Annotated in this window: 10 protein-coding genes; 4 read left to right on the plus strand and 6 right to left on the minus strand. The window is 36.0% G+C overall.

All coding sequences use genetic code 11. The features are described from left to right. Positions 1-36: 36 nt before the first annotated feature. The 3 genes from ACM55H_RS05720 to ACM55H_RS05730 all read right to left on the minus strand — a co-directional run bounded on the left by ACM55H_RS05720 (position 37) and on the right by ACM55H_RS05730 (position 3,798). On the minus strand, positions 37-1,266 hold the full coding sequence (locus ACM55H_RS05720; RefSeq protein ID WP_416835593.1) for a CmpA/NrtA family ABC transporter substrate-binding protein: 1,230 nt from the start codon (positions 1,264-1,266) through the stop codon (positions 37-39). A 31-nt stretch (positions 1,267-1,297) separates the two neighbouring features. Continuing rightward, the gene (locus tag ACM55H_RS05725; RefSeq protein WP_416835594.1) at positions 1,298-2,749 is read right to left on the minus strand and encodes an alginate export family protein; all 1,452 of its coding nucleotides are present in this window, start codon (positions 2,747-2,749) and stop codon (positions 1,298-1,300) included. Positions 2,750-3,093: 344 nt separating this feature from the next. Then, the gene (locus ACM55H_RS05730) at positions 3,094-3,798 is read right to left on the minus strand and encodes a Crp/Fnr family transcriptional regulator (protein ID WP_416835595.1); all 705 of its coding nucleotides are present in this window, start codon (positions 3,796-3,798) and stop codon (positions 3,094-3,096) included. A gap of 178 nt (positions 3,799-3,976) precedes the next feature. On the opposite strand from ACM55H_RS05730, the gene ACM55H_RS05735 reads away from it, so the two are divergent. The 3 genes from ACM55H_RS05735 (at position 3,977) to ACM55H_RS05745 (ending at position 9,682) form a co-directional block, all read left to right on the plus strand. Then, the gene (locus ACM55H_RS05735; RefSeq protein WP_416835596.1) at positions 3,977-7,489 is read left to right on the plus strand and encodes a molybdopterin-dependent oxidoreductase; all 3,513 of its coding nucleotides are present in this window, start codon (positions 3,977-3,979) and stop codon (positions 7,487-7,489) included. Between the two features lie 69 nt (positions 7,490-7,558). After that, positions 7,559-9,001 carry a rubredoxin gene (locus tag ACM55H_RS05740; RefSeq protein WP_416835597.1) on the plus strand — a complete coding sequence of 481 codons (1,443 nt, stop codon included), beginning with the start codon at positions 7,559-7,561 and terminating at the stop codon, positions 8,999-9,001. Between the two features lie 132 nt (positions 9,002-9,133). After that, positions 9,134-9,682, plus strand: a complete 549-nt coding sequence (locus ACM55H_RS05745; protein ID WP_039107932.1) for an acyl-CoA thioesterase — start codon at positions 9,134-9,136, stop codon at positions 9,680-9,682. A gap of 130 nt (positions 9,683-9,812) precedes the next feature. Here the strand turns inward: ACM55H_RS05745 and ACM55H_RS05750 are convergent, their stop codons facing one another. Continuing rightward, entirely contained in the window at positions 9,813-10,415 is a 603-nt protein-coding gene (locus ACM55H_RS05750; RefSeq protein ID WP_416835598.1) for a hypothetical protein, read from the minus strand. Positions 10,416-10,753: 338 nt separating this feature from the next. On the opposite strand from ACM55H_RS05750, the gene katG reads away from it, so the two are divergent. Further along, positions 10,754-12,973: a catalase/peroxidase HPI gene (gene katG, locus ACM55H_RS05755; protein WP_416835599.1), complete on the plus strand. Its 2,220-nt coding sequence runs from the start codon at positions 10,754-10,756 to the stop codon at positions 12,971-12,973. Between the two features lie 138 nt (positions 12,974-13,111). Here katG and ACM55H_RS05760 read toward each other — a convergent pair whose 3' ends face one another. Both ACM55H_RS05760 and ACM55H_RS05765 read right to left on the minus strand, forming a co-directional pair. Beyond that, complete coding sequence (locus tag ACM55H_RS05760; protein WP_416835600.1) at positions 13,112-13,435, minus strand: cupin domain-containing protein; 324 nt, start codon at positions 13,433-13,435, stop codon at positions 13,112-13,114. A gap of 5 nt (positions 13,436-13,440) precedes the next feature. Beyond that, the gene (locus tag ACM55H_RS05765) at positions 13,441-14,403 is read right to left on the minus strand and encodes a GNAT family N-acetyltransferase (protein ID WP_416835601.1); all 963 of its coding nucleotides are present in this window, start codon (positions 14,401-14,403) and stop codon (positions 13,441-13,443) included. Positions 14,404-14,420 lie beyond the last annotated feature (17 nt).

The raw sequence follows: 14,420 nt of genomic DNA on the forward strand, positions 1-14,420 counted from the left end.
ATCGCTACAGTAATTAAGGATTCCGTTTATTGTAATCTATCTTTTTACAACTTTTAAATAAGCTGCAGGATTTGATGGGTCGAAAACAGTTTTATCCATAGTAAGAGAAAAAGGTTTCATATCATCGTTTGGAATTTTCACTTTCATGCTCTTTGCTACTTCTTCATACAAATCTTGCAGCACCAATTTATCAGCAATTGCTTTATAGTTAGGAGCTTCTTTCAAATATCCGAATCGTACGAATTGTGCCATCGCCCAAATTGCGTAGGATTTACGAGGATAATTTACCATTCCGCCTTTGTAAAACAACATGTAGTTATTAGAATATACTTCTGTTCCTTGGTTGCAACCTAAATTATAATCTCCCATCAATCTTGATTCGATAACATCAGCCGGAGCATTTACATAAGGGGCTCTACCAATAATTGCAGCCGCTTTTTTACGATTAGATGGATTATCTAACCAGATACAAGCTTCCATAATGGCTTTCATTACTTTTTTAAGGTCTTCTCTGCGTTTTGAACTAAATTCCTTATTGACAACCAATGCTTTTTCAGGATGATCTTTCCAAATATCTTGTGAAGCAATTTGAGTAAAACCAATTCCTTGTTTTACTGCAACTCCACCCCAAGGCTCACCTACACAATATCCATCCATGTTACCTACTTTCATGTTAGCAACCATTTGCGGAGGAGGAATTGTAATGATTTTTACCGCTTTTTGATTCAAACCTGCAATAGACATCCAGTTACGCAACCATAAATCGTGCGTTCCTCCAGGAAAAGTCATTGCAAAGGTTACTTCTTTCTCCGCTTTTAATTTGGCAGCAACCACTGGTGCTACTTTATTCATTTGCTTGAAACCCACTTTTCCACAAAAATCATTAGAAAGTGTTATGGCTTGACCGTTTACGTTTAACATCATCGCAATCATCATCTCTGATCCTGCTTTCCCTCCTACTCCAGTGTACACTGAAAAAGGCATGGTATATAAACAATGTGCTCCGTCTAATTCGCCTGTTAGGATTTTGTCACGAACATTTGCCCATGAAGATTCTTTGGTTACTACAACCTCTACTCCATATTTTTTGAACAACCCTAGTTCTTTTGCCATAACAATTGGAGAACAATCCGTTAAGGGAATAAACCCTAATCGTACTGGATCATTTTGAGCACTTATTGTTGTAAAAGCCGAACTCAATACTACTAACAAGGTCAACATAACTCTTTTGAAAACCCTTGTTATTTGTTTATTTGAATTTTTCATTTTATTTGTTTTAAAAATTGAATACTATAATTTATTTTTTAGCTAAAAAGTTAGGTTTAATATTTAGCATCACATAAGCAAATTGTGGACTAAGATCAGGGTTTGTAACATTTTTAACCGCTGCAGATGCCATTGAATTGGTTGCTTTCATGAAAGAATACCCAGCTTCGATGTTGATCATTTTAGTTAAATTATATTTTACTAACAAATCTACTTCAGTACCTAAATAAGAACTTAATTTTCCTCCTGCTCCATTAGATAATGTATTCGCAGCTTCAAATCCATGAACATCTAATAGTAAAGTAAGATTGTCTCTCATATTGTATTTTGCTTTGAAGAAGTAGTTTAACAATCCTTGTTTTCCAAAACCATTCGCAGCGTAGAAATAATCCATACTTCCCCAGAATTTGTGAGGTGTACCGTAAAGTGGGTCAAAACGATTGTTATCAGTTGTAGCAGTTACAGCTTTTGTACCGTCATCACCGGATAAATAATCAATACCAGGTCCTACAAATAATTTTCTTCCTACTTGTAATGTTGATGTTATAGAAGCAAGATTAGCACTTATAGATCTTCCGTCTTTGTCATGTCCTCCTTGGTGATACACACTTCCGGTAAGATTAATTTTTCTGGTTGGATTCGTGTTAAAGTAAAAACCGGCTGTATTGCGACTCCATACTCCTTCTCCATACACTTTAGTCGTTACTGCAGGTGTTCCAGAAGTTACATTAGTATATTTATTAAAATCATCTTTAAAGAATAAAAACGAGACATCACCAAAAGAAAATTTCTTACCTAAATAAGCATACTGAAACGATTTGTACATCGTACCTATTCCATTTGTACCAGCGCCATAAGCTGAATTTGTTCCGTTGTAAACGGTACCTGTACTAAGTTCTTTGTTTTGGTTAAAAGCAGCTCCTACGTCAGCAATCCATCCTTTGTTTGCAAATTTGAATACAATCGCATCATGTCTTCTACCTTGTTGTAACCAATCTAAACCTCCCAATACTTTTTGGTCATCATAAGAGATTTCTTGACGTCCTATTTTTAAAGATAAGTTTTGAATAGTACTAGTGGTATCGTTTAACATAATCTCTCCCCAAGCCTCGTGCAACATGATACCATTATTTGCTTCAGTAGTTGTTCTGTTTATAGAAGAAGCATCTTGACCCCAAACGCGTACGTCTTGTAATGCCATAAATACTTTGAATCTATATCCCGTGAATCCTATATTTAATCGTGCTCTTTGAGAATTGAACAATGCTGCTTTTTCTCCATCTTTTTGCAAAGTTCCTTGTCCCGCTCTAATTTCGGTTCTTTCTCTTATTTGTCCAGTTGCAGTTAATTGAGCTTTCGCTTCATTGTGGCTTAAAAAGGTTAAGGCGATGCCTAAGAAAATAGATTTTGAAAGATTTGCACTTGAAATGCTTCCTTTTTTTAAACCTTGAATATTTAGTAATGTGGTTTTAATGTTTTGCATAATCATATGTTTTAATTAGTATGAAGCAAATTTACGTAAGTACTAATACTTACGTACAATATAAAAAACAGATACAAATAGCTTTTTAACACGATAAAACAAGAGAGTAAAACAGTTTATTTTCTGCGAAAAAGCAGTAAATCTCGCGCAACGCAGCTATAGCTTGACCTGAGCAGAATTAAATACGTAGAAAAAAATACGCACTTATAAAATTTGATTGGGCTGTAGTTTGATAATTGTCTTTTAAAAGTTGGTAAAATCAATTATCGTGTGAAGAATGAAGTACTTAAAAAGGAATAGGAAGAATAGAAAACATAATAAGCATAAAAAAGAGCAATCTAAATCTAAAGGTATTTGTGTTCCTGTATTTCCAATTTTAATTTATCGGTATTCGTTAATCCAATTTTCTTACCGACGGCTTTGATAAGCAATTCTTTTTTTAAACTCGAAATCACCCGTATCACTTGCTCTTCGGTGGTTCCTGCAAAATCGGCAATTTCTTTTCTGGACAAATCAAGCCCTATTACGCCATTTGACTGACCAAATTTTCTATGAATATATAATAAGGTATCAATTACTCTTTCACGCACATTCATATGTGCAATTTTGCGAATATTATTCTCGCTTTTATTCAGTTCTTCTGCATAAAACAGCATTAAATCAAAGGTAAACTCAGGAACATTATGAAGTATTTCCAGCATATCTTCATTACTAAAATTACATAACACCGTGTTTTCCAAAGCATAAGCACCAATAAGATAGCGCTTACTGGTACCAAAACCTCTAAACCCAATTGTATCTCCATCCTTTGTCAATCGCACAATTTGTTCTCTTCCGTAGATACCTGTTTTTACCGTCTTTACCTTTCCTTTGTAAATAAAGTACAAACCCTGAATTGGCGCGCCTTCAATGATAAATTGTTGTGATTTTTTACAAGTAAAACTACGCTTTCTATCGATGTAACTTTTCATTTGTTCTAAATGAAGGTGCTTTTTAATGAAACAATTTTCATTTATGCAGCTGCTACAAGTGGTTAATTCTTCTTTCATGGCTAAAATTTAAAATCGTTCACAAAATGATTTGGTACTAAATATTTATTTTACCCAAAAATATAAAATAAAATCCATTTAATACGTATTAATACGTAAAAATACTTATTTTTACACTTTCGTAAGATAGAAACAGATCAATATACTAAGCTTTCATTATTAATAAAGAAATTCAATAATGCAAAATTCAGAAATCAAAACTACGTGTTCCTATTGTGGAGTAGGATGCGGAATTATAGTAACCAATGATTCTAAAAATGGAGTCTCCGTTACAGGCGATAAAGACCATCCGGTGAATAGAGGTATGCTTTGTTCTAAAGGAATGAACCTTCATTATGTAGTCAACGATACCTCCGACAGGATTCTTTATCCAGAAATGCGATGGAGCAAGTCCCATCCTATGGAAAGAGTGAGCTGGGATACCGCTTTGGATCGTGCAGCAGCAGTCTTTTCATCCATAATAAAAAAACACGGTCCTGACAGTGTTGGGTTCTATATTTCCGGCCAATGTCTTACGGAAGAATATTATTTGGTAAACAAACTGGTAAAAGGATTTCTGAAAACCAATAATATCGATACCAACTCCCGTTTGTGCATGAGTTCAGCGGTGGCTGGTTACAAAAAAACATTTGGTGAAGATTCCGTACCAATCGCTTACGACGATATTGAACTGGCAGATACCTTTTTAATAACAGGTGCCAATCCTGCTTGGTGCCACCCTATTCTTTTTAGACGAATAGAACAACACAAGGAAAAAAATCCGAAAACAAAAATCATTGTAATCGATCCTCGCAGAACGGATTCAGCAATAGCTGCCGATTTGCATTTACAAATCATTCCGGGTACTGACATTATTTTATATCATGCTTTGGCCAAAAGGTTAATCGAAAAAGGATATGCCGACAATGATTTCATTAAAAACCATACTGAAAATTTCAAATTATATAAAGACCTTGTTCTTTCCAGTTCCTTAGAAAAAGCGTCTAAACTTTGTGGCGTTCCCTTGAACGACATCAAATTAGCAGCTGACATTATTGGTAAAGCCAAAGGGTTTCTTTCGCTATGGGCAATGGGACTCAATCAAAGTGCTATTGGCGTAGATAAAAATACAGCTTTACTTAACCTTTCTTTATTAACCGGACATATAGGAAAACCAGGTTCTGGACCTTTTTCATTGACTGGTCAACCTAATGCTATGGGTGGTCGTGAAGTAGGTGGAATGGCTAATTTACTTGCTGTACATAAAGAATTAAACAATCCGGTACATCGCAAAGAAGTAGCTGATTTTTGGGGAGTTGAAGACATATCTGAAAAACCGGGATTAACAGCTACAGAGATGTTTGATGCTTTGGAATCTGGAAAAATGAAAGCGATTTGGGTTATTTGTACCAATCCAATGGTAAGTTTACCAGACTCCCGAAGAGTGGAAAAAGCGCTAGCTAATGCCAAATTTGTGGTGGTTCAGGATATTTCCCATAATGCCGATACGTCAAAATTTGCCGATTTATTATTGCCGGCAGCGGGTTGGTTAGAGAAAGAAGGAACGATGACCAATTCTGAAAGACGAATTTCTTATTTGCCGAAAGGCATCAATGCACCGGGAGAAGCGTTATCTGATGTGGAGATTCTGACTCGTTTTGCTAAAAAAATGAATTTTACCGGGTTCAATTTCAATAGTACTGAAGATATTTATAAGGAACATTGTCTAATGACAAAAAACACCAACATAGATATTTCATTTTTAAATTACAATCGTCTAAAAAACGAAGGTACTTTTCAATGGCCTGTTCCTGACTATGGACATCCTGGAACTCCCCGCTTATTTAGTGATAAAAAATTCTATACGCCTTCGCAAAAAGCCATTTTTAATATCCCAACGGCTATTGAAAACACGTCGGAACAACCAAATGACCAGTTTCCATATATTCTAACCACAGGTCGTATCAGAGATCAATGGCATACGATGACTAAAACTGGTAAAGTGTCCCGATTAATGACGCACATCCCGAGTCCTGTACTTGAAATAAATCCTATTGATGCCTACAAAGCGTCCATCAATAATGGGGATATTGTTGTGGTAACCAGTAAAAACGGAACTGTTCGTGTAAAAGCCAAAGTGGCTGATACCATTAGAGAAGGTGTTGTTTTCTTGCCGATGCACTGGGGAAAACAATTGGAAAATGATTTGAACAGAACCAATAATTTGACCAATACTCTTGTAGATCCAGTATCGAAAGAGCCTGACTTTAAATTCACCACTGTTTCTGTAGCCAAATATGTAAAACCTTTCGAGAAAATCGCGGTTGTGGGTGCTGGAGCGGCTGCTTTCCGATTCATTCAGAACTACAGGGAAATCAATACTTCTGACGAAATTATTGTTTTTTCGAATGAAGAAAACCCATTTTACAACAGGGTTTTATTACCGGAATACGTAACTGCGGAACTTTCTTGGGAACAGCTTTTAAAAATAAAAGATGAAGCCTTAAGTAAGCTAAATATCACTATGAAATCGGGGGTTTCAATTGATAACATCAACACCAAAGAAAATATAATACTCGATAGTGACGGCATCACCCATTCTTTTGATTCCTTAATATTAGCAACCGGAAGCCGACCTTTTATTCCTGAAAATGCACAATTGCACTTACCGGGACGATTCACCATCAGAAAAAAAGAAGATGCGGACCGATTGAAAAACTATCTGGATAACACTAATTTAGTTGCAGAAGAGCAACATGTAGTTATTGTAGGTGGTGGATTATTAGGATTAGAATTGGCCGCAGCCTTAAAACATAAAAAAGTAAAAATCACGATAATTCAAAGGGCTTCCAGATTAATGGAACGTCAATTAGACCGAATTTCGAGTAAATTACTTGCCGAAGAAGTACAACTGCGTGACATTCAAATTTATTTTGATAATGAAGTCAGTACCGTATTCGAAACTGACAATCCAAACGAAATAGAAATCGCCCTAAAAAGTGGTCGAATTATAACTGCCAATGCAATCGTTTATACCATTGGTACCATTCCAAATATAGAATTAGCCAAAGAATCAGGAATATCCTGCGGACGTGGTGTAAAAGTAAATCAGTATTTACAATCTTCGAATCCAAATGTATTTGCTATTGGAGAAATAGCTGAATTCAACAACCAGTTATTCGGAATTACTTCAGCAGCTGAAGAACAAGCGGATGTTTTAGCCAATTATATGGCTGGTGACATCAGTAGTTTTTATAAAGGTTCCGTTTTGATGAATATCTTGAAACTGGAAGACATTAATTTATGTAGTATTGGTGAAATAGAAATCCCAGACAATGATGATTCTTACGAAGAAATTGTGTTTGCTGATTTAGGAAAAAGATACTATAAAAAATGTATCGTCAAAAATGACTTATTAATAGGTGCTATTTTGATGGGGGATAAAAATGAGTTTGCCGAATTCAAAACCATGATTGAAAGCAAAATCGAATTATCTGATAAAAGAAATACATTACTTAGAGGAAGTTCGAATACTAAACCGGTAATTGGTAAATTAGTTTGTTCCTGTAGTCAAGTAGGAAGCGGAAATATTGAAGAAGCCATAAAAGGAGGCGTGACTAACTTTACTGAATTATGCAGAACCACAGGTGCTGGATTAGGTTGTGGAAGTTGCAAAACCGAAGTGAAAGAAATCTTATCAAAATGTAAATAATAGTTAGCAGTATTCCGTAATCAGTTAATAACTGGATACTAAAAACTGCAAACTGAACACTAAAAAAATATGGAATTGACAAGACTAATAGTAAAAGGAGGCGTGATTTCACCAGGTGAATTACGAGTAATTGTAAATATGGCTTTAGAGCAAGGATTGGATGCAATCTCTTTTGGTTCTCGACAAGATATTATATTTCCTAAAGGCTTCACTCCTATTGAAAAGGAAAAAACAGGTAAGAATCATTTTGTTTATCCAAATGAAAAAAGTGGAAACAACATTGTTTCTTCCTATGTATCTACTGATATTTTTAGAAACACCCCTTGGCTTACGGGAAATAAGTTTTTATATATTTTAGAGCAATTTAAAGAACAACCCAAGCTAAAAGTTAACATCACCGATCCAAAACAACAGTTGGTTCCTTTATTTACAGGACATATCAACTTTATTGCTTCGGATCATGAAGATTATTGGTTTCTCTATATCCGTTTGCCAAAATGGGATAAAATGGAAATGTATCCCGTGCTGATTTACAGTTGGAATATCGCCGAAGTATATTATGCCATTGAAAAAATACTTGAAGAAGAACCGGATTCTGTTGATATGATTTTTCAATTGGTCAGCGATGCTTTAGACACTAATAACAGAACCATTGACAAGCCGTTAAATATTCCTTTCTACCCATTTCCTTACTATGAAGGAATGAATCGATTGGGAATTGATCAATATTGGTTGGGATTGTATTGGAGAAATAATCTATACGATTTAGACTTTTTAAAAGAAATGTGTGATTTATGTTTTGATTGCAAAATTGGTAAAATATGTATCACACCATGGAAATCCTTTATCGTAAAAGGGATTCCAAAGGAACGAAAATTAGATTGGGAAAAATTCCTGGGTAAAAAAGGAATTAACGTTCGTCACTCGCTATTGGAATTGAACTGGCACTTACCTGTTGCGATGGAATGGGCTTTAAATCTTAAAACTTTTCTGGTTCGAACGCTCGATCAATTTGATATCAGTACCTATGGACTTACCTTTGGTTTATCAGAATACAATCGTGAAGGACACTATTTCACTTCGATTGTAGTCGAAAAAAATGAATTGCCAAAAGACTTAGAATCCATCAAAATTAGGGATACATATAATGTTTTGTATGCCAAAAATTTTGATCCAAATACCAAAGAATATATTGTTCATGCACAAGATGTAGACAAACTGGAACTACCAACCATTTTGATTGAATTGAGTAGAAAATATTTTGAAGACTTAGGAAATCAAATTGTTGAAGTAAATAAAACTGCCACCAAAAAAGAAAAAACAGCACAAGATATTCATCAATGTCCGGAATGTTTGACTTTATACAATTCAGAATATGGCGATGTTACTCAAGGAATTGAAAAAGGGACTTTATTTAAAGACTTACCTGTAGACTATTGCTGTTCCTTATGTGGATCTCCAAAAAGTAATTTTATAGTATTGACAGGAGAGAAACTGGATGCTTTATCATAATTTTTTAAAAAAAGTTAGCCACGAATTACACAAATTAGCACTAATTAATTTAATTTTAAGGACTAATTTGTGTAATTCGTGGCAACAAAATAATTCAAAAGACTCTTATTAGTACCAAAAAACAATTACAATATGAATACTACTTTCAAAACGGTAAGCTCCTCTCACATAACAATTTCTGAATTAATGCTGCCTTCACACACTAATTTTAGTGGCAAAATACATGGAGGCTATATTTTATCATTACTCGATCAAATTGCTTTTGCTTGTGCTTCAAAGTTTTCCGGTAATTATTGCGTAACAGCTTCTGTAGATACGGTAAATTTCTTAAAACCTATTGAAGTGGGCGAATTGGTAACGATGAAAGCCAGTGTAAATTACGTGGGAACCAGTTCTATGATTATTGGTATTCGTGTGGAATCAGAAAATATTCAAACAGGAACCGTTAATCATTGCAATTCATCCTATTTTACAATGGTCTCTAAAGACAAAGAGGGCAAAAATGCAGCCGTTCCCGGATTAATCCTTACGAATCTAAAAGAAGTGAGTCGGTTTCAAAACTGTGTAAAACAAATCGCTTTGAAAAAAGAAAGAGAATATCAAAAGAGCATTTCTACTTTTGGATCTATAGAAAATATTTTGAGTTTAAATCAGTATAATGTGAAGGTGGAGTTGCAGTAGTGATCAAAATAGTAACGTTTTAAAGGCTTTGGGAGTAAGTTAAATTTCTTTAGGCTAAAGCTTTTAATTCAAGTAAAAGACCAACTTCAAATAAAAAACTAATACCCAAAATTCTTTTAGCCATTGTATTTTATGAAATCCAAGTTTGTTTAACTTTATATACAACCCATTTTTTATTATTTTTTTTGATATAAACTGAATATCCTAAGCCACATTTACCACCACAAGAATAGCTAACATTCAAAACTCCATTTTCTTTTTTGTGGTTGAATTGAATTCTTGAAAAAGACATTACTCCAGCAAATTTGGGATATTTTACTCCCCAGTTTTGATATTCTTCAATTTTAGGAAGTTCAGAAAAATGTTTAAAAATGAATTTATTGTTACTATATTTTTTTAAATCTGTTTTCATACTTATTAATCCTTTATTATCAATTGCGATTATAAGATTTAAAGTGTCTTTTTTTAAAATTTCTCTTTTTCGTTCACAATCTACTTCTCTCTGATATTGTCCAGTTGTATCTCTTCCAATCCATTTTCCATCTTTATCATATAGTAATTTAGGACTCACTTCTGGAAAAAGTGTATAAAGTCTTTTGTCCTTATAAGTTAAATCTACTACATTTAGAAAAATTTGATCAAATACATTTTGTTCAAATTCTAAAACAGAATTTCTTTTTTCACAACTAAGTGAAAAAATTAATAAAAAAAGTATGATGTATTTTCTATTCATGTTTTTTATATAAACACCAACTTCTACGTATCCGCTACATTATAGCGCATATCTACTCAGATTAGGTCGCTTTGCGCTATAAAACAGTTTTGTTTCGCTAATTTATGCTATTATTTCTTGCAATAAAAACAAACCCCATTCTTTCCATCAAAACCATAAAAGTCCAACTTTGATATCCAAATAATTTGATTTTCTTTTAATTCAGCAATTTCAATAAGTTGATTGCATAACGGATAATAGCTACCATTATAGTTTTTATCTATTAATAAAATATTTTTGATAAGTAGAAAATAATTAAATTAGCATTAAAGTTTATAAAATAAAAAATCAATCATATTATGGAAAATAACAATAATGGGAACTCTTCAGAAAGTAAATGTCCGTTTTCAGGAGGTACTTCAAAACAAACAGCCGGCTCTGGAACGAGAAACAATGACTGGTGGCCCAATCAGTTAAAATTAAGCGTCCTTCGCCAAAACTCTCCCCTGTCCAATCCTATGGGCGAGGAGTTCAACTATGCTGAGGAGTTCAAGAGTCTCGATCTTGATGCTGTGAAAAAAGACCTCTTCGATTTAATGACTACGTCTCAAGAATGGTGGCCAGCAGATTTTGGTCACTACGGGCCGTTTTTTATTCGTATGGCATGGCATAGTGCAGGTACCTATCGCATCGCTGATGGCCGCGGTGGTGCAGGTTTTGGTACACAAAGATTTGCGCCGCTTAACAGTTGGCCTGACAATGCAAACCTCGACAAGGCTCGTTTATTGTTATGGCCAATCAAACAGAAATATGGGAAGAAAATTTCATGGGCTGACCTGATGATTCTTACCGGAAACTGTGCTCTTGAGTCCATGGGCTTCAAGACCTTTGGTTTCGCTGGTGGACGTGCTGATGTTTGGGAGCCTGCGGAAGATATCTACTGGGGTTCTGAAGGAAAGTGGTTGGATGACAAACGCTACACGGGTGAACGCGAATTAGAAAATCCTCTTGCTGCCGTTCAAATGGGGCTTATCTATGTGAATCCTGAGGGACCAAACGGAAATCCTGATCCAGTTGCGTCTGCTCGTGACATTCGGGAGACTTTTGCCCGTATGGCGATGAATGACGAAGAAACTGTTGCGCTTATTGCCGGTGGACATACGTTCGGGAAAACCCATGGTGCCGCCGATCCAAACCAATATATAGGTCCAGAACCTGCAGGTGCGCCTATTGAGGAGCAAGGTCTTGGCTGGAAAAATACATTTGGTAGCGGAAATGGAGAAGACACAATTACCAGCGGACTTGAAGGTGCTTGGACTACTACGCCTACAAAGTGGAGTAACAATTACTTCGAAAATCTGTTCGGATTCGAATGGGAGCTATCAAAAAGTCCTGCTGGTGCGCATCAATGGAAACCGAAAGCTGGCGCAGGTGCCGGTACAGTACCGGATGCTCACAATCCGTCAAAGAGTCATGCGCCAACGATGCTTACCGCTGACCTTGCTCTGAGAGCAGATCCTATCTACGAACCCATTTCAAGATATTTCCATGAAAATCCTGATAAGTTTGCAGATGCCTTTGGTCGTGCCTGGTTTAAGTTGACACACCGCGATATGGGTCCAATAGCGCGCTATCTTGGGCCAGAAGTACCTACGGAAGAACTAATCTGGCAAGATCCTGTTCCTGCCGTTACACATCAACTAATTGATGATAATGATATTGCTGCACTAAAATCTAAAATACTTGATTCAGGACTAACTGTTTCCCAACTGGTAGCTACCGCTTGGGCGTCAGCTTCAACGTTCCGTGGCTCTGATAAACGCGGTGGTGCAAACGGTGCTCGCATTCGATTGGCACCTCAAAAGGATTGGAAAGTTAACAATCCTGGCCAACTGACAAAAGTGCTGGAAACACTTGGTGACATTCAAACAGCATTCAACAACGCTCAATCTGGTGGTAAAATGGTTTCAATTGCCGACTTGATCGTTTTAGGCGGTAGTGCTGGTATTGAGAAAGCAGCGAAGCAAGCCGGTCAAGATGTGAAAGTTCCTTTTACACCCGGAAGAACCGATGCATCGCAAGAGCAAACTGATGTAGAATCATTTGCAGTCCTAGAACCTGAAGCTGACGGTTTCCGCAATTACGCTAAGACTAAATATACCGTATCAGCAGAGGAAATGCTTGTGGATAAGGCGCAACTGCTTACCTTGACAACACCAGAAATGGCCGTTCTTGTTGGTGGTTTGCGTGTTCTAAATGCCAACTTTGACCAATCTCAAAACGGTGTTTTCACGAAGCGTCCAGAAGTGCTGACCAACGATTTATTTGTGAATCTATTGGATTTAGGTACGACTTGGAAAGCGGCTTCGGAAACTGATGATTTGTTTGTTGGCACTGATCGTAAAACAGGTGGATTGAAGTGGATTGGAACTCGTGTTGATCTTATTTTTGGTTCGAACTCAGAGCTTAGAGCTATCGCTGAAGTCTATGGAAGTGCCGATTCTCAAGATAAATTCGTAAAAGACTTTATTGCAGTCTGGACTAAGGTGATGAATTTGGATCGCTTCGACTTGGTTTAATTACAAACCTTGTATTATATAGTATTAAAGGTGGTCTGTAACGGACCACCTTTTTTTATTTTTCTTTTGATTTATTTCTATTTTACCAAGGTAGATTTGACATCAGTGCGTTTGGACTTATTACCGTTAGAAAATCATTTATAAATAATCCTGTCGAATGGGTGTAAATACATCCACTACCTGACCTGCTTCAATAATTTCAATAGAATGCTCTATATTCGCAGGAATAGAATAAGTATCTCCTTCGGATAATAAGAATTCTTCTCCTCCAAATTTTAATTTGTACGAACCAGAAATAACATAACCGCTCTGTTCGTTTGGGTGTTTGTGAAAAGGAACAAAATCAGTTGACTTATACAGCATTTTTGTAACCATAGAGTCTTTACCAATGGAAAGAACGACAAAATCAACTCCTAAAAATTGTTTTGAGATGGCGTTTTCTTTTTTTACTATATTTTTCATATTCTTTACAATTGATTGTTTAAGTTTAATTCCATTTGGATATTACAGCGTTTGTAAGGCGTGGCTTGTCCTGCTATTTTTTGGAAACCCAATTTATGATATAAGTTAATTGCGGGTTTCAGAATGGTATTGCTTTCCAAGTATAATTTGGAAGCGCCCAATTGCTTTGCGGCATCGACAACTGCCTGACCAAGCAAACCACCGATGTTTTTCCCCTGTGCATTTGGAGAAACCGCCATTTTTGCCATTTCAAAATCATAGTTGGCGTCGTTCATTTTGATGAGTGCGCAAACTCCAACGGGTTCATTATTGTAAAGCGCAACGAAAATCTTTCCGCCTTTGTCCAAAATGTATTCTTTTGGATTATCCAAAGCTTTGTAATCGGCTTCTTCCATTTCAAAGTAAGTGGAAATCCACTCTTCGTTCAGCGATTTAAAAGCGGATTGATATTGAGATTCGTATTCCACAATCTGGACGTCTTTACTTTCACGCAGTTTCTTTTGCTCCTGTACGCGTCTGAACAACGACTTTTGTTCCAATAAAAATTCCCATTCTTCAATTGCTTCCCAAAGGTTGTGTGTGGCTTCAGTAATAATACCTTCAATGGCGGCATCTACATCGGTACATTGCACTCTGATTTTTTCCGAAAGCATTGTTCCTTTTGGGGTTAACCCCACGAGAGTCCTGCGTTTATCCTTTGATTTTAGGTTTTCCTCAACCAATCCGGAAACTGTCATTTCCTGAATAATTTTAGTAACCGATGGTTGGGAATGTCCTATTTCAGTAGCGATTTCGGTAATGGTCTTTTCGCCTTCTTCTGAAAGGACAAAAAACACTGGAAACCATTTTGGCGAAAACTCCACCTTGTATAACTCATAAATTTGGGCCGCGTTTTCGGTTACTGTAGCGGTTAATAATCGCAACCGACTACCCAAAGCCATTTTTCCTGTTTTTTCGAATAGTTTCATATTGTATAATTAATTAC

This window comes from Flavobacterium cryoconiti (genome assembly GCF_048158645.1).
Taxonomy (GTDB): Bacteria; Bacteroidota; Bacteroidia; order Flavobacteriales; family Flavobacteriaceae; genus Flavobacterium; species Flavobacterium cryoconiti.

Bases quoted from the DNA above. Each gene is read 5' to 3' on its own strand.
- ACM55H_RS05720 (WP_416835593.1), bottom strand. From the start codon at position 1,266: ATGAAAAATTCAAATAAACAAATAACAAGGGTTTTCAAAAGAGTTATG.
- ACM55H_RS05725 (WP_416835594.1), bottom strand. From the start codon at position 2,749: ATGCAAAACATTAAAACCACATTACTAAATATTCAAGGTTTAAAAAAA.
- ACM55H_RS05730 (WP_416835595.1), bottom strand. From the start codon at position 3,798: ATGAAAGAAGAATTAACCACTTGTAGCAGCTGCATAAATGAAAATTGT.
- ACM55H_RS05735 (WP_416835596.1), top strand. From the start codon at position 3,977: ATGCAAAATTCAGAAATCAAAACTACGTGTTCCTATTGTGGAGTAGGA.
- ACM55H_RS05740 (WP_416835597.1), top strand. From the start codon at position 7,559: ATGGAATTGACAAGACTAATAGTAAAAGGAGGCGTGATTTCACCAGGT.
- ACM55H_RS05745 (WP_039107932.1), top strand. From the start codon at position 9,134: ATGAATACTACTTTCAAAACGGTAAGCTCCTCTCACATAACAATTTCT.
- ACM55H_RS05750 (WP_416835598.1), bottom strand. From the start codon at position 10,415: ATGAATAGAAAATACATCATACTTTTTTTATTAATTTTTTCACTTAGT.
- katG (WP_416835599.1), top strand. From the start codon at position 10,754: ATGGAAAATAACAATAATGGGAACTCTTCAGAAAGTAAATGTCCGTTT.
- ACM55H_RS05760 (WP_416835600.1), bottom strand. From the start codon at position 13,435: ATGAAAAATATAGTAAAAAAAGAAAACGCCATCTCAAAACAATTTTTA.
- ACM55H_RS05765 (WP_416835601.1), bottom strand. From the start codon at position 14,403: ATGAAACTATTCGAAAAAACAGGAAAAATGGCTTTGGGTAGTCGGTTG.